Source organism: Embleya sp. NPDC050154 (assembly GCF_044460165.1).
Taxonomy (GTDB): Bacteria; Actinomycetota; Actinomycetes; order Streptomycetales; family Streptomycetaceae; genus Embleya.
In genome coordinates this window covers 234,631-249,281 of sequence record NZ_JBITJP010000001.1, presented here as the reverse complement: position 1 = coordinate 249,281, position 14,651 = coordinate 234,631, and the positions used below count along the sequence as shown (strand labels likewise).

Annotated in this window: 19 protein-coding genes and 1 pseudogene; 8 read left to right on the top strand and 12 right to left on the bottom strand. The window is 72.2% G+C overall.

What is annotated here, in order from left to right:
• Position 1: 1 nt before the first annotated feature.
• Both ACIBSV_RS01085 and ACIBSV_RS01080 read left to right on the top strand, forming a co-directional pair.
• The gene (locus tag ACIBSV_RS01085; RefSeq protein ID WP_395858775.1) at positions 2-670 is read left to right on the top strand and encodes a response regulator; all 669 of its coding nucleotides are present in this window, start codon (positions 2-4) and stop codon (positions 668-670) included.
• Positions 671-715: 45 nt separating this feature from the next.
• Positions 716-907 carry a hypothetical protein gene (locus tag ACIBSV_RS01080; protein ID WP_395858774.1) on the top strand — a complete coding sequence of 64 codons (192 nt, stop codon included), beginning with the start codon at positions 716-718 and terminating at the stop codon, positions 905-907.
• Positions 908-1,050: 143 nt separating this feature from the next.
• On the opposite strand, the gene ACIBSV_RS01075 is transcribed toward ACIBSV_RS01080, so the two are convergent.
• Positions 1,051-1,944, bottom strand: coding sequence for an alpha/beta fold hydrolase (locus ACIBSV_RS01075; RefSeq protein ID WP_395859308.1), 894 nt, complete (start codon positions 1,942-1,944; stop codon positions 1,051-1,053).
• Between the two features lie 99 nt (positions 1,945-2,043).
• Here ACIBSV_RS01075 and ACIBSV_RS01070 point away from each other — a divergent pair, with 99 nt between their 5' ends.
• Both ACIBSV_RS01070 and ACIBSV_RS01065 read left to right on the top strand, forming a co-directional pair.
• On the top strand, positions 2,044-2,796 hold the full coding sequence (locus ACIBSV_RS01070) for a TetR/AcrR family transcriptional regulator (protein ID WP_395858773.1): 753 nt from the start codon (positions 2,044-2,046) through the stop codon (positions 2,794-2,796).
• A gap of 75 nt (positions 2,797-2,871) precedes the next feature.
• Positions 2,872-3,564, top strand: coding sequence for an RraA family protein (locus tag ACIBSV_RS01065; protein ID WP_395858772.1), 693 nt, complete (start codon positions 2,872-2,874; stop codon positions 3,562-3,564).
• A gap of 106 nt (positions 3,565-3,670) precedes the next feature.
• Here the strand turns inward: ACIBSV_RS01065 and ACIBSV_RS01060 are convergent, their stop codons facing one another.
• The 5 genes from ACIBSV_RS01060 to ACIBSV_RS01040 form a co-directional block, all read right to left on the bottom strand.
• On the bottom strand, positions 3,671-4,804 hold the full coding sequence (locus ACIBSV_RS01060) for a PP2C family protein-serine/threonine phosphatase (RefSeq protein WP_395858771.1): 1,134 nt from the start codon (positions 4,802-4,804) through the stop codon (positions 3,671-3,673).
• Between the two features lie 199 nt (positions 4,805-5,003).
• The gene (locus ACIBSV_RS01055) at positions 5,004-5,783 is read right to left on the bottom strand and encodes a VOC family protein (protein WP_395858770.1); all 780 of its coding nucleotides are present in this window, start codon (positions 5,781-5,783) and stop codon (positions 5,004-5,006) included.
• 176 nt (positions 5,784-5,959) lie between these two features.
• Complete coding sequence (locus ACIBSV_RS01050) at positions 5,960-6,832, bottom strand: arginase family protein (protein WP_395858769.1); 873 nt, start codon at positions 6,830-6,832, stop codon at positions 5,960-5,962.
• A 109-nt stretch (positions 6,833-6,941) separates the two neighbouring features.
• Positions 6,942-7,403 carry a universal stress protein gene (locus tag ACIBSV_RS01045; protein ID WP_395858768.1) on the bottom strand — a complete coding sequence of 154 codons (462 nt, stop codon included), beginning with the start codon at positions 7,401-7,403 and terminating at the stop codon, positions 6,942-6,944.
• A 110-nt stretch (positions 7,404-7,513) separates the two neighbouring features.
• Positions 7,514-7,714, bottom strand: a complete 201-nt coding sequence (locus ACIBSV_RS01040; protein ID WP_331770851.1) for a DUF1918 domain-containing protein — start codon at positions 7,712-7,714, stop codon at positions 7,514-7,516.
• 181 nt (positions 7,715-7,895) lie between these two features.
• Here ACIBSV_RS01040 and ACIBSV_RS01035 point away from each other — a divergent pair, with 181 nt between their 5' ends.
• Entirely contained in the window at positions 7,896-8,411 is a 516-nt protein-coding gene (locus ACIBSV_RS01035; RefSeq protein ID WP_395858767.1) for an ATP-binding protein, read from the top strand.
• A gap of 287 nt (positions 8,412-8,698) precedes the next feature.
• Here the strand turns inward: ACIBSV_RS01035 and ACIBSV_RS01030 are convergent, their stop codons facing one another.
• Both ACIBSV_RS01030 and ACIBSV_RS01025 read right to left on the bottom strand, forming a co-directional pair.
• Complete coding sequence (locus tag ACIBSV_RS01030; protein WP_395858766.1) at positions 8,699-9,085, bottom strand: BlaI/MecI/CopY family transcriptional regulator; 387 nt, start codon at positions 9,083-9,085, stop codon at positions 8,699-8,701.
• 526 nt (positions 9,086-9,611) lie between these two features.
• The gene (locus ACIBSV_RS01025) at positions 9,612-10,061 is read right to left on the bottom strand and encodes a DUF4267 domain-containing protein (protein ID WP_395858765.1); all 450 of its coding nucleotides are present in this window, start codon (positions 10,059-10,061) and stop codon (positions 9,612-9,614) included.
• A 267-nt stretch (positions 10,062-10,328) separates the two neighbouring features.
• On the opposite strand from ACIBSV_RS01025, the gene ACIBSV_RS01020 reads away from it, so the two are divergent.
• The 3 genes from ACIBSV_RS01020 to ACIBSV_RS01010 all read left to right on the top strand — a co-directional run bounded on the left by ACIBSV_RS01020 (position 10,329) and on the right by ACIBSV_RS01010 (position 12,356).
• Entirely contained in the window at positions 10,329-10,832 is a 504-nt protein-coding gene (locus tag ACIBSV_RS01020; RefSeq protein WP_395858764.1) for a MarR family winged helix-turn-helix transcriptional regulator, read from the top strand.
• A gap of 133 nt (positions 10,833-10,965) precedes the next feature.
• Positions 10,966-11,430: a hypothetical protein gene (locus ACIBSV_RS01015; RefSeq protein ID WP_395858763.1), complete on the top strand. Its 465-nt coding sequence runs from the start codon at positions 10,966-10,968 to the stop codon at positions 11,428-11,430.
• A gap of 59 nt (positions 11,431-11,489) precedes the next feature.
• Positions 11,490-12,356, top strand: coding sequence for an NmrA family NAD(P)-binding protein (locus ACIBSV_RS01010; RefSeq protein WP_395858762.1), 867 nt, complete (start codon positions 11,490-11,492; stop codon positions 12,354-12,356).
• A 106-nt stretch (positions 12,357-12,462) separates the two neighbouring features.
• Here ACIBSV_RS01010 and ACIBSV_RS01005 read toward each other — a convergent pair whose 3' ends face one another.
• The 4 genes and pseudogenes from ACIBSV_RS01005 to ACIBSV_RS00990 all read right to left on the bottom strand — a co-directional run.
• Entirely contained in the window at positions 12,463-13,116 is a 654-nt protein-coding gene (locus tag ACIBSV_RS01005; protein ID WP_395858761.1) for a hypothetical protein, read from the bottom strand.
• A gap of 120 nt (positions 13,117-13,236) precedes the next feature.
• Positions 13,237-14,019, bottom strand: coding sequence for a hypothetical protein (locus ACIBSV_RS01000; RefSeq protein ID WP_395859338.1), 783 nt, complete (start codon positions 14,017-14,019; stop codon positions 13,237-13,239).
• A 139-nt stretch (positions 14,020-14,158) separates the two neighbouring features.
• The gene (locus ACIBSV_RS00995) at positions 14,159-14,293 is read right to left on the bottom strand and encodes a hypothetical protein (protein ID WP_395859337.1); all 135 of its coding nucleotides are present in this window, start codon (positions 14,291-14,293) and stop codon (positions 14,159-14,161) included.
• A 170-nt stretch (positions 14,294-14,463) separates the two neighbouring features.
• Positions 14,464-14,589: pseudogene (locus ACIBSV_RS00990) on the bottom strand (helix-turn-helix domain-containing protein); the annotation flags it as partial.
• Positions 14,590-14,651 lie beyond the last annotated feature (62 nt).

Below are 14,651 nucleotides of genomic sequence, written 5' to 3'. Positions count from 1 at the left end.
CGTGGCCATCGACGTACTGGTGGTGGACGACCAACCGCTGCTGCGGATGGCGTTCACGATGGTCCTGGACGCCCAGGACGACATGACCCTGGCAGGCGAGGCCGACTGCGGCGAGGACGCGGTCCGGCTGGCCGAGTCGGTGCGCCCGGACGTGGTGTTGATGGACGTGCGCATGCCCGGCATGGACGGCATCGAGGCGACCCGGCTGATCACCGAGCGTTGCCCGGCGACCAGGGTGCTCATCCTGACCACGTTCGACCTGGACGAGTACGCCTTCGCCGGACTTCGCGCGGGCGCCTCCGGGTTCCTGCTCAAGAACGCGCTGCCCGCCGAACTGCTGGGCGCGATCCGTTCGGTGGCGGCGGGCGACGCGGTGGTCGCGCCCCGCGTCACCCGCCGCCTGTTGGAGACGTTCGCGCACCGGCTGCCGCAGCACGATCTCGGGCCCGGCGCCGAGGATCCCCGGCTGGCGCAGTTGACCGAGCGCGAACGCGGGGTGCTGATCGAGGTCGCCCGCGGCCTGTCCAACGCGGAGATCGCCGCCCGGCTGCATCTGTCGGACGCCACGATCAAGACCCATGTGAGCCGGGTGCTGGCCAAACTCGGCGTCCGCGACCGCGTGCAGGCCGTGGTGGTGGCGTACGAGAGCCGCCTGGTGCAACCGCTGTGAGATCCGGCGCCGCGTGGGTCGGGTACGTCCCGCGCGGCGCCGGGGATGCACTGGCGCGGCGTGCCGCCGGTGGCCGGGGTGCGGCCGGCCCGCATCACCGCGGCCGACCCGACGCACGCCACGCCGGCGGCGGCCACCGCGCAGAGCCCGATCGTCCAGCCGTCGTCGGTGTACACCTGCGGGATGACGAAGGTCTGCGCCGGCGCGCCGGGCCGGGCGACGGTGGAGACCTGGTAGGTGTGCGCCGACAGAATCGCGGTCAGGATCGCGGTGCCCACCGCGCTGCCGAACGACTGGGTCAGCGCCAACATGTGCGCGCCGATGCCCTGCTGCGCCTGCGGTACCGCCTATGGCGAAATGCCCTCGTCCCTCGTGAACGGTCAGACCCGTGTAATCGACGCGAGGTCGCGCACCTCGTCGGCGACGGTCGTCCACAGGGCGGCGGGCAGGTCGTGGCCGACGCCCGGAAAGGTCACCAGGCGGGCGCCCGGCACCGTGCGCGCGGTGACCCTGGCCGCGTGCACGCGCAGCAGCGGATCCTGTTCGCCGTGCAGGACCAGCGTCGGCCGGCGCAGCTCGCGCAGCTTCGGGCCGTGCCACCGGGCGCCGATCTGCCGGCTCTGCGCCTTCTTGTCGCGCGGGCCGCTGTCCACGTCGGCCTCGACCCACGCGCGGGCCGCGTCCTCGTCGAACGGGTAGTCGGGCGAGGCGATGCCGCGCCACACGGTGAGCGCGGCCTCGATGTCGCCCTCGCGTCCCGGCGGGAACTTCGCCCGGGCGAGCCGGGCGAGCAGCCCCGGTCGCAGGTAGCGCAGGACACGCAGGCCGGACACGTCGCTGGGCAGCGCGGCCGAGGAGGTGACGCCGAGCACCCGATCCGGGTGCCGCAGGGCGATTCGCTGCGCGATCACCCCGCCCAGCGAGTGGCCGAACACGTGCGCGCGCTGCCAGCCGAGGGCGTCCAGTACGGCGATCGCGTCGTCGACCATGTCTTCGGACGTGTAGGCCTCGCCGCGTTTGCCGAACAGCGCCCGGAACGGATTGCCGGTGGCGGTCTCCGGCAGCCGGGTGGATTCGCCGGCGTCGCGCTGGTCGTAGCGGGCGACGGCGAAGCCGGCTGCGGCGAACGCCTCGCACAGCCCGGCCGGCCACCAGAACCGGGCCGTGGCCAGGCCCATGATCAGCAACAACGGTTCGCCCTGCGCGCCTTCGAGCCGGTCGTAGGCCACCTCCACCGCGCCGTTGCGGGCGTGACGAGTCGGCGTCCACTGCAGGTCGGGCATGGCGATTCCCTTCGGTGCTTACTGCGATCAATGTTCGCAGTTTTCGATCACTAAGCTACTGCATACGTCGTTCGCAGAACAGGGGAGTCCGTGACCGAGCAGTCCGCGCAGAGCATCTGGCTACGTCCCGAGCGCGCCGCCCGCGGTCCGGCGCCGGAGTACGACCGGGACCGGATCGCCGCGGCCGGCGTCGCCCTGGCCGATGCGCAAGGGCTCGCGGCGGTCACGATGCGCGCGGTGGCGGTCGCCCTGGGCGCGGGCCCGGCATCCCTCTACCGGTACGTGGCCACGCGCGACGAACTCCTGGAGTTGATGACCGACCGGGTCAACGGCGAGATCTCCTACGCCGGACTCGACGGTGGGCACTGGCTCGACGACCTGCTCGCGCTGGCCCGGGAGAGCCGGCGCGTGCACCTCGCCCACCCGTGGCTGTCGGAGGCCGGCGCGTCGCGGACGTCGATGGGACCGCACGCGGTCGACTACCTGGACCACGCGATGGCCGCACTCGCCGATCTCCCGGTCGGCCCTCGGGTCAAGCTGGAGGCCGTCGGCATCCTCAACGCCGTCGTCGCCGCGCTGACCCGCGCCGAGATCGAACAACGCCTGGCCGGGAAGACCATGGCGCAGTGGCAGCGGGCCCAGGCCGAATACCTCGCCCACGTGGTCGAGGCGGGCCGCCATCCGCACCTGTCCGCCGTGCTGACCGGGACGCCTCCCGGCGCGGACGAGGAGCCGGCCGAACCGCTCTTCGACCGGTTGGTCACCCGGGTCCTGATCGGCCTCCTGCACCCCGAGGACACCGGCCGGGCCGGAACGTCGACGCGTGCGAGCGGGCGCGGATAGCATCGCAGCGCTGTGCCGCCGCATCCGCGCGCGCCACTCCCGGGTCGGGAGGACGCCGAGCCACGGAGAACGCCCATGCCCGAGATCTTCGCCGAGCTGTCCACGCCGCTGGTGGCCGACGCGTGCGTGCGTCACGGCGTACCGCTGCGCGTGGCGCCACCGGGCATCGGCGCGGTCGTGCCCGGACACCGCGTCGCCGGGCGGGTGTTGCCGGTTCGGCACTACGGCAGCGTGGACGTGTTCCTGGAGGCGTTCGGCGGAGCCGAGCCGGGCGACGTGCTGGTGATCGACAACGGCGGCCGGTCGGACGAGGCGTGCGTCGGCGACCTCGCGGTCCTGGAAGCCGAGGCGGCGGGGGTGGCGGCCCTGGTGGTGTGGGGGTTGCATCGCGATACGCCGGAACTGGTGGAGATCGCCCTGCCGGTGTTCAGCTACGGCGCCTTGCCGCCCGGACCGGTGCGGTTGGACGAGCGTGAACCCGAGGCGCTGAGCACGGCCCGGTTCGGGACGCACCTGGTGAGCACCGACGACCTGGTGTTCGGCGACGAGGACGGCGTGCTGTTCGTCGCCGCCGATCGGGCCGACGAGGTGCTCGCGACGGCCCATCGGATCCGCGACACCGAGCGCGAACAGGCCCGCCGGATCCGGGCCGGCGAGACGCTGCGCCGACAGACGACCTTCGACGAGTATCTGGCCCGCCGCGCGGTCGACCCGTCGTACACGTTCCGGCAACACCTGCGCCGCACCGGCGGGGCGATCGAGGAGTAGGCCGTCGGGCGTGCGGCGGGGCGCCCGGGGTCGAGTGGCGCGGCGCTCGCCCACCGGCGGGATCCGGTCGCCTCGACCGCGGCTGCGCACGACCCTCGCGCCGAGTTCACGGCGCGCGGTGCGGCTCCGGCGGGTCGGCCGCCCTGGCGAGCGCCAGGACCAGCGCGTCGTCGGTGAGCCGCAGGAGGCCGACATGCCGCATCAGGTCGTCCCCCAGCCGTTCCACCGCCGCCACCGGATCGGCGTCCCCCAGACGGCCCTCGCCGAACAACGCTCGGATGCGCTCGACCAGCGGATACGGCCCGCCCGTCGCGTCGCGCGCGTCCGCGAACCCGTCGGTCATCAAGAGCAGCAGATCGCCCTCGTGAAACGGCACCACCCACACGGGGGGCGGCTCCGGCTCCAGTTCGCCCAGGCCCAACGGCAGACCGGGATCCGGAGGTTCGAGCACATGCACACTGCCGTCCGCGTGGATCGCCACCGGTTCCTCGTGGCCGCGGTGGGCGAAGGCCACCCGGTCGGGACGGACCTCGGCCAGGAGCGCGGTGACGAACCTGTCCGCGGGCGCGTTCCTGGTCACGCTGACGTCGATGCGGCGGGCCACCGTGCTCAGTTCGGGTTCGTCGTAGGCGGCTTCGCGAAACGCGCCGATCGTGATCGCGGCCGTCCGAACCGCGCCCAGGCCCTTGCCGAGCACGTCGCCGATGATCAGCCGCACCCCGAACGGCGTGTCCAGCGCGATGTAGAGGTCGCCGCCGAGTTCGGCCTCCTCGGCCACCGCGAAATAGCGCACCGCCAGGCGCAGACCGCCCAGGTTGTCGCTCGGCGGCAGCAGGATCGCGCGCTGCGCGGCGACGGCCACCTCGGAGACGGCGACCAGGGACCGCTCGCGGCGGATCCGGGCGGCGGACAGGTACATGGCCAGCGCGGTCGCCATGACGTACATCCACGTACTGACCTCGAAGAGATCGTTGTACTCCGGGCCGAGATACCCGTCGTTGGCGGCCAACCAGTAGCGCAACGGCAGCGAGACGCCGCCGATGACCAGGATCGCCACCGGCGGCGCGGTGGCGGCGGCGAGAGTCGGCGCGAGGAGCAGGAACGGATAGAAGACCGTCGAGGTTCCGGTGGCCAGGTCCACCACCGTGACCACGACGAGAATTCCCACGGGCAGCGCGACCTGCCGGAGCAGCGACCGGGTCGCCGACCCGGCCACCCGCGGCGGTGCCAGGCTGTTCATCGTTGTGTCCATGATCGCCGGCAGGGCGGCGCCGTGTCGTCGCGCAGCGCCCGCCGAACAGGTGAAGCCGCCCGAACGGACGCGACGGACGACGCGTACCCGAACGGGCCCGGCGTCCGGCCCGCGAGTGCCGGACCCGGCGCCGCGACCGGAACGGCGCCCCCGCTCCCGGGCGCGGCGTCGGGACACCCGCGAACGACTACCCGGCCTGCGGTTCGCTCCGGATGATGGCGAAGGGTGCGCCGAACGGGTCGGCCAGCCACGCGAGGCGGCCCACCTGCGGGACGTCGGCGGCGGGCATGAGCACCGTTCCGCCGTGCTGCCGCGCCTTGGCGACGATGTCGTCGGCGTCCGCGACCTCGAAGTAGGCGATCCAGTGCGGGTCCTGGCCGTTCGAGTCCGGAACGACGCCGCCGAAGGAGGCGTCCTGCTGCTCGCCCTCGGCCGTGGACAGCACGGTGTACGTCATCGCGGGCATCTCGAAGTCCTGCGCACGCCAGCCGAACAGCCCGCCGTAGAAGGAGGTCGCCACGTCGAGTTCGACGCCGTGCAGTTCGACCCAGGACAGCGAGTTCGGCTTGCCCACCAGCTCCGAGCCCTGGAAGGTGCCGGATTGCCAGATGGCGAACTCGGCGCCGGCCGGGTCGGTGAGCGGCGACATCCGGCCCATCTCCATGACGTCGAACGGCTCCACCCGGACCGTGCCGCCGGCCTGCTTCGCGGCCCGGGCGGTGGCGTCGGCGTCGGGCGTCTTGAAGTAGACGGTCCAGGCGGACGAAGCGCCCTCCTCGGTGAGCGGGCCGATGCCGCCGATGGTCTTGCCGTCCTGCATGAACAGGCCGTAGCCGCCGGCGTCGGGTCCGGCGGACTGGAAGTCCCAGCCGAAGACGGCGGTGTAGAAGGCGGCCGCCGCGGTGGTGTCGGGGCTGCCGAGGTCGAGCCAGTTCGGCGCGCCGGTCACGTAGTCGGTGCTGAGCATGTCGCTCCTTCATCGGACTTCATCGGACCATCTGACCCGTTTCGGTCCGGATTGACACGTATTGTTCGGACGCGTCAAGTCTGGCTTCGGAAGCCGGTGCGAGGCTCGCGAACGCGCGGGTCCGGGAACGACGGATTCGCCGTGCTGCGCCGAAGGAGTGAGCGAGCCGACGCTCGTCATCCCACGGACACGCCGGCGAAGATCTCCCGGAGCACGCGGTCGTTGCCGGCCGGATCGCCGTCCGCCTCGGGTCCGGGCGCCGGCGCGTGCTCGGTGATGCCGAGTCCGGCGAGCGGGAACGCGTCGGTCAGCGCACAGAGCGCCGCGCGCAGCCGCGCGGGGGACAGGCCCTCGGGCTCGGGGAAGGACAGCGCGGTGAACTGCTCGGGATCCAGGACGTCGAGATCGATGTGGATGTAGACGTGCGTGGCCCCGGTCTCGGCCACGGCGGCGACCAGCGCGCTCGGCTCGTCGAGGCGGTCGACGGACACCCGTCGAATCCGCGCGGAGTCGATGAACCGCTGCTCGGCGGGGTCGATGGACCGTACACCGGCGAGCACGAGCCGTTCGGCGGAGAGCCGTTGTCCGGGCGGAGGGAGCAGGGCGGCGGGCCCCTGGCCGAGCACGGTGCGCAGCACCATGCCGTGGAAGCCGCCGGAGGGCGAGGAGTCGGGGGTGTTCAGGTCCGGATGGGCGTCGAACCACACCACCGCCAGGCGATCGCCGTGCCGGCCCACGGCGTGGGCGATCGGGGCGAGTTCGACACCGCAGTCGCCGCCCACGGTGAACAGGGCCGCCTCGCCCCACCCTTCCAGCGCCTGCCTGCTCGCGGCCAACGTGCGGGTCAGCACGTCGAGTTGCCGTACGCCGTCCCGATCGGGCGCCGGATCCGCGTCGACGCTCACGAAGGTGCGTCGTACGGCGGGCAGCAGCGCGCTCAACCAGTGGGCTCCCGCGACGAGGCGGCGCGCGTCGACGGCGCTCGAACCCTGCCATTGCGGGACCACCAGCATGTGTTCGAGCGGTAGTGCCGAATAGGTATGCTTCATACGGCATATATTTACAGGGTGGTCGTGGCCTGTCCAGGGATTTTGTCCAGTGTGGGCCGGGCGAACGCGCCGGCCGTCCCGTGCGGATCTCGGGCCCCGGGTGCGCGGTTCAGGGGACGACGGTGACCGGCCGGCGGGCCGAGCGGACCAGGCGGATGGCCACGGAGCCGATCAGGCGGTGGCCGAAGCGTTCGGAGGCGCCGACCACGACCGCGTCGGCGCGTACCTCGTCGGCCACCTTGGCGATCTGGTGCGCGACGTCGCCGCGTGCCTCGACGAAGCGGTGCCGTACCCGCAGTTCGGCGGCTCGTCGGGCGATGTAGTCCGCGATGTCGCGCATCGTGTCCTCGTGCGCCTGCTCCATCACCTCGGCGCCCTCGGGCGTGGTGGCGGCGAGCCCGAGCGGCGCGCGTACGTAGACGCCGACCAGTTCCGCGCCGCCGCGACGGGCCTGGCCCAGTGCGTAGTCGGCGGCGCGGAGGGAGGTTCGGGAACCGTCCACGCCGACCAGTACGGCACGGGGCCCGTCCGTACCGAGTTCGAACGCCGGCGGCGGCGCGGGGCTGGTCACCGGGGATCCTCCTCGGGGGGCGTGGGCACGGGCGGGCCGACGGCGGTTGCCGGGTGGCCGACTCGCCCGGGCCCTGTCCGGCGGACCCTGGCGGGTTTGCCGGACAGGGCCTAGTCGGAGTCGCCGGCCTTGCGGTGTTCGACCACCGAGTCCGGACCCGGCGACATGATCGTTTCGTGCCCGTTGGCGGCTCGTACCCGAAACGGCGGCGTGCCGTCGGGGCCCAGGACCTCGATGATCTCCACGAAATGGTCTTCCTGGCCGACGACTCGGCCGTGGATGAGAAGGCGATCACCCTTGGTGGCGTGCATGTCGACTGGCTCCTCTGGGGTGGATGGCGTGCGGTGGGACAGCAGGATATTCGAATGGTAACAGGATGATCACTGTGGGTGAGTAGTGCTCGGCCGCGGGTCCTGGTCGACGGCTGGAGTCCCGGCTCGATCTCTCCTACAGTGCGTAGGAGTTGCTTTGCCGGGTGAGGGGACGTGTGCGATGGCGCGGTTTGCGGGCGGCGGGCCGGCGACCCCGGCGGACGGGGTGCGCCCGGCGCCGGTCCAGGGCGGAGCGGTGTTCGACGCGGTCCCCGCCGAGGTGCCCCGGGCCCGGCGCGTGCTGGTCGCGGCCCTGCGCCGGTGGGACGTGCACGAGGACGACGTACACAGCGCACAACTGGTCGCGTGCGAGCTGCTGAGCAACGCGGTTCGCTACGGCAGCGGGCCGACGATGGACCTGGACGTGCGGATGGACGATGTGCACATACACCTGGCCGTGCGCAACCGGCATGCCCGACCCAGGCGCCTGGCGAGGTCCAACGGATCCGTCGCGCCGATCGGGTCGCCCGAACCGGACGAGGCGTCGGAGCCGAGCGAGTCGGTGTGGGGCAGCGAGTGCGGCCGAGGTCTGCGCCTGGTCGAGGCGTTGGCCCTGGAGTGGGGGAGTAGGCCACTGGCGGGCGAACTGCTGGTGTGGGCCATGATCGCGCGTGTCGACGCCGCGCGGCCGGCCTGACCGAGGACGCGGTCGGTGGTGGCGCGGGTTCGCGCGCCATCGGGTGACCGCCTGCCACGCGGGCTCACGTTCGCCCGACGGCCCGCGGCGTGGGTAGTGCACGCCCGGGATGACGGTCTGCGGCGCGTTCGGCCATCGGCGCGAACGAGGCCGGATGGGAACACGCGCCGGTGCTGTGACACCGGACCGGGGCGGTGCCGAAGTGCACGGTGCCGATCAGGGTCGTGCTCGGCGCCGGGCCCATGCGATCGCCACGCCCGACAACACGGCCCGGGCGGGGAACGTGCTCATCGCCCGCCGCGCTCGTGCTCGATCCGGCGGGCGAGTTCGCGCAGGTCCTCCAGCTCCGATACCTCCAGCCCGCCGACGAGTTGGGCGAGGGCCACCCGTCGGGCCGGCGCGGACGCCGCGGCGAGCGCCGAACTCACCGAGGAGGAGACGTAGTCGGCCTCGGTCACGGTCGGCCGGTACACGAACGCCTGCCCCTCCCGGGCCCTGGCCAACAGGCCGCGCTCGGCCAGCCGATTGCACACGGTCTGCACGGTCGTATAGGCGCCACGCGAGGGCTCGGCCAACTCGGCGCGGATGCGCTCGACGGTACCGGCTTCGATCCGCCACAACACGGACATGATCTCCGCCTGCAACTCCCCCTGCACCCGGGGCGACTCGTGCACCGCGTCCCTCCGTCCTCCGTGTCCGGGCATACCCGGCTCCCGGTCGGCTGCGGATCCCGACGGTACCTGTTCGCGGGCGTGGATCGATGCCCCCGGCTTGCCGTAAGTCGCGGATATTGCGGTGTTTCACGTCGATTCGCGGATGCCGGGTGCCAGAGCGCGGCCATCGGCGGGAGTGGGCGTCGGGCTCGCCGACACGGCCGCGGGATCGGTGTTCCCGAAGGTTCTTCGGCGCCGGCCTGCATCGGTGTCGGCACCGGCGAGTACGCACGCCTTCACCTCCGACAACCGGGACACCTCGCGTGCCCCGGCGGAAACCCCGTTCCACGTGCTTGCGCCGCGACGCGATCGTGGAGATCGGCGTTCGCGGCGGCGCCGACGCCTTCGGGCAGATCCGGTTGCCGACGGGCACCGGCCGCCTCGCTCCCCCCGACTGAGCGGGTGGGGCGGGCGGCCGGGTGGTTCGGGCTTCGGTGTCTCGGGCTTCGGGGCTCGGGTCGGCGACTCGGGGGCTCGGCCCGGTGGGTCAACGCGCGGCCGGGGCCGGGATCCGGGTCGCGACGGGGGAGGAGGTCACGGGCGAGGTCGCCGGGGCGGGGCGCTCACGCAGCAGCAGGCCGGCGGTCAGCGCGACCAGGACGGCGGTGAGGCCGTGGACGCCGAGAGCCTTCGCCGCCGAACCGTCGTTGCCCAGCACGATCACCATGTCGCCGGCGGGCACGAAGGTGATGGCCGCCAGCGCCCAGCCCAGTGCCCGCCGGTGGCCGGTCAGCAGCAGCGCGAAGACGACCAGTCCGGAGCCCAAATCACGCACACCCTTGACGGCCAGAAACGCGGTGCCCTCGTGCTCGGGCCAACTCGGCAGGCCGAACCCGGACGCGGTGGACTGCGGGGCGATCAGGTAGGCGAGCCCGATGTAGACGATGAACAGGCCACCGAGAGCGGCGAGGGTCGTGGTGAGGTTCCTGATGTTCATGAGATCTCCCGAATGAAGTGATGGTCCCGGTCGAGCGGTTCGTGAGCGAACCCGCCTTGCGGGAGGCGGTCTTCGTCTGCCTGGAAGAACTTTCGCCGGGGACTCCTGGAAGGCACATGGAGGCGACTTGGAGCGCGTTCGAGGACCGGGGCAGTACCCGGGCAGTGCCCCGGGGACCATGTTGGGGATCACCCGGCGCACCCACGACCGCGTGGCTTGACCGGGAAGTAGTTAGGGGCCATATTAGTTGCTGTGGAACATGAACCGATGCCTGAGGAAACCCCCACGCTCGACCAGGCGGCGTATCAGATCCGGCGCTACGGGCTCGATGTCGACCCGCAGGCGGTGCTGGTCGCCGTGCGTTTGATGGCGGCGGGGGCGCGGCTGGGCCAGGCGGTCGAGGTGCACTTCTCCAGGTTCGGCCTGTCCGCGGGGCGATATCGGCTGCTGGCGGCCCTGGAGGACGCAGACGGGGAGATGTCCCCTTCGGGCCTGGCGGACGTGCTCGGGGTGTCCCGGGCCACTGTGACGGGACTGCTCGGCGGTCTGGAGCGGGAAGGGTTGCTGCTTCGCCGACCCTCCGCCGAGGACGGCCGCTCCGCCGTGGCCGTGTTGACCGCGCGAGGGGCGCGGAAGATGCGTGACCTGGCCCCGGAGCACTTCGGTCGACTCCAGGAGATGGTCGGCGCGCTCGATCCCGAGGAGCGCGCCGTCTTCCTGGAGTTGCTCGGTCGTCTCGTCCGTGGGATCCCGGCGCTGACGCGGGAGTAGCGGGACCACGAGGCATCCCTGTTCGACGCCGTCCCGGCGTGTCGCGTCCGTGCGACGCGCCGCCGGGACGGCTTTTGTTCGGCCATATAATTAGGGAGCTAATCAAATATCTGAAACGGAGACCGAAAACCGTATGGGACAAGGCCGTTCGTCCGCCCGGGGCTCCGGTCCGTCGCCGTTCACGCTGTGGCGCGAGGTGCTCGTCGCCTACCTCGCCCCCGCACTGACCGCCGGCGCCGGCGGCGTGGCCACCGGGCAGCGCGACCTGACCATCGCGGCCTGCACCTCGATCGCGGGCACCTCGGCGATCGTGGCCGCGCTGGTCGGCGCCCGCCTTCGGCGCCGCGGCGCGAGGCGCACGTGGCTGACCACGACGCCGCGCCTGGTCCCGACCGTCGTCCTGGCCGTCGCGGTCGCCACCCTCGCGGGCCTGGTCGGCTGGTTCGTCGGCGGCCACATACCGGAGCGGATCATCCCGCACCACGGCTCGTGGCCCGAACGCCTCCGTCTGGACCTGCCCATTTCGGCGGCCCTGGCCACCACCATCATCACGTGGCGCTGGCGCGGGGCGTCGAAACAGCGGCGACCGGGCCCGTAGCCCATCCGCAAACCCCGCCCGAACTCCCGCACCACCACCGACCAGGAAAGACGGAACACATGATCGTCGTCATGGGCGCCACCGGCGCCACCGGAAGCGCCCTCCTGCACCGCCTCGTCACCCTCGGCATACCGAGCCGGGCGCTCAGCCGCGACCCCGAACGGCTGTGGGCGGGCCTCGACGATACGGCGCGCCGCCTCGTCGAGGCCCGAGCGGCCGACGCGGGCGACCCGCAATCGTTGCGCGATGCCTTCCACGGTGCGAGTCGACTGTTCCTGGCCATGGCGAACAGCCCCGAACAGCCCGCGCTGGAGACCCGCGCCATCCACGCCGCCGCGGCGGTCGGCATCGAACACGTCGTCAAACTCTCCGCCCCGGCCGCGACCGCGGACTCCCCGGTCGCCGTCTCCCGATGGCACCACGCCATCGAGGAGACCCTGCGTGACTCCGGTCTGTCCCACACCGTGCTGCGCCCCTACGCGTTCATGCAGAAACTGCTCACCCTCGCACCGGCGGTCGCCGCTCAAAGCGTCGTCCACGGGGCGATGGCGGACGCGGCCTGCAACTACGTCGACTGTCGCGACATCGCGGACGTGGCCGCCGAGGTGCTGACCCGCCCCGAACTCACCGGGCGGACCTACACCCTCACCGGGAGTCGAACCTTCAGCCATCCGCAACTCGTCGAACTGCTCGGCCTCCTGCTGGGTCGGCCGATCCGCCACGTCGACCTGCCGCCCCGGGTCATGCGCGACCACCTGATCGAACGCGCCGGCCTGCCGGCCTGGCTCGCCGACCATGTGGTGGAGATCCAGCAACTGGCCGTGACCAGGCCGGAGGAACCCACCGACACGGTGGCGAGCCTGCTCGGCCGACCGCCCCGGACGCTGGAGGCCTTCCTCGGCGAGAACATCGAACAATTCCGCTGAGCCCGCTTCGCGACCCGCGCGTGCGCCCGCGCCGCAGAAAGCCCCGGGGGACGCCGGATGCCCGTTTCCGCCCCACATGCCGGCCAGGGCGTGCCGAAGCCGGGGGTCAGACGCCGTCGGGCGGCGGGTTCTGCCCTCGGTCGGGGTCGTGCAGGGCGGCGAAGTGCACGTTGGCGGTCAAGGACTGGAATGCGTAGGTGAGTTGCTCGTAGTCCTCGCGTCGGTCTTCGAGCTGTTTGGTGACCTGCACGGTGCGTCGCCCGGTACCGGTGGCGGTGTTGGCGTCGGTGTCGGGGAAGAGCATCGCGGTGTGGACCGTGCCCGGTTCGCGGGGGTCGCCGGAGCGGGCGAAGACGATGAAGTCCCAGGTCTGGGCGCCGCCCGCGGCCGTGCCCGGGTCGCGCAGTCGCAATGCGTATGCCGGCGGTTGTCGCCATACCTGGAGCGGTGCGAGAACGGTGAGCGTGGGGCCGACCGCGCGCCAGGTCGGCACCGGCCGGCCGATGTGGTGCATGTCGCCGAACAGGTCGCGGCGCAGTTCCGCGTAGCGGGGCGCGATGGCGGCCAGGCCCTCGACCGCGGCGGCGAGGTCCATCCGGCTGTCGCAATAACTCAGGCTGTGTTCACGGGATTCGAGTTGCCCGCGAAGCCATGGCTTGAGGACCGAGTCCAGTGCGCCGAGGCGGTACGCGTCCTCGGCGCACTCCGCGGTGAACAGGGCCGCGTGGTACAGACCTCGATACTGCGCCGCCAGATCCATGTGCTCCCCTTGGCCCGTCGCGGGATCGCCGGTGCCGTGGCCGGAACGGTTTCGCGTCCCGGTCCCGGCATCGGAGATCAGGCTATGCCTGTCCGCGAGGACCGCCGGGGGCGGCGGTTGTCAGCGACCCAGTTGGGTGTAGGTCTTGAACGTGTACAGGCCGTCCAGCGTGACCGAGTTCGCACCGCCGGGCGAGGGCAGGTTGTTGCGGTGGTTGAGGACGGCGCCGAGCGGGCCACAGTCGGTCGCGGCGGGAATCGCCACGGTGTTGTCCCACAGCGTGCCCTTGAGAATGGGCGGGTCCTTGGAGATCCATTCGTTGGGGCCCTTGCGCATCATGGTCAGCCGGATCGGCTGCTCGGCGGTGCCGATCGAGCAGTTCTCGGGCAGGAGCGGACCGCTCAGGGCGAAGGTGACGTCCAGACCGCCGGCCGAGGTGCCGTGCGACAGGAAGTCGAACCAACCGCCGTACTTCGTCTTGACGTTCACCCCGAGCATCGGCGCGCGCTCGGGCAGTCCGGGGATGTTGGGCAGGCCGCCGGTCGCCGGGCTGGGCGTCGCGTGCATCGCGCCGAAGACCTGTCCGGTCGAGCCGTCCGGCAGCGGACCCTCCGCGTGCGTGATGGTCATCGGACGCAGCGGCACGGTGAGCCCGCCGAGCTTCATGTCGCCGGTGGCGACGTGTACTTCGCAGCGCCACTTGTCCGGATCCGCGCCTGCGGGCAGGGTCGGACAGTCGGTGAAGTCGAAGGTGGGCAGCGGTGCGGCGGCCGAGGCGGGCGCCGCCCGAGCCGCGGCCCGCCCGTCGGCGAGGGCGGGTGCGGCGGACAGTCCCAGGGCACCGAGTGCGAGCCCGGCACAGGCGGCGGTCCGGGCCCATCGACGGTTCCTCTTGCGATCCACAACGATCGTCCCCTTGATCGGTATGCACGACTGAGTCCCCTCGAAGGTAGGGAAGTCGACCCGCACGCAGAATCCGGCTACCCCCAGGGCAGGCACTGGTGCCGGCCCCATCCCGCGCCTGCCGCCTGCGCCATGGGCGTCAGGTGATCGGGGCGCCGGGCCGGAGCGGGGCGCCGGTGGGGGAGGTGGGAACGGCGGGACGGGGGAGCCGTTTGTAGTAGAACGTGCAGTCCCGGAGCGTGCCGTCCGGGGTGGCCGCGTATTCGGAGACCACGCCGTAGCGGGTCCAGCCGGCCCGGCGATAGAGGTGGTCGGCGGTGCTCTCGGCCTCGGTGTCCAGGAGCAGGAGGGGGTGGCTCCGGCGTGCGCGGCGGCCTGTTCGGCCGACTCCGGCTCGCTGCGGTGGCGCTCCTGGGTCCGCGTCGTGCGCAGCACCTCGGCGATCAACTCGTCCTTGCCGCCGAAGTGTTGGTACAGCGAGCGGCGGGCCACGTCCGCCTTCTTGAGGATCGCGTCGACGCCGACGTGGACGCCGTGCTCGTAGGTGAGGTCGCGAGCGGCGTCGAGCAGGCGTTCGCGCGGGCCGGCGATAGGCGCGGACCGTCCTCGACGCCGCCGGCCACGAGGTCGAC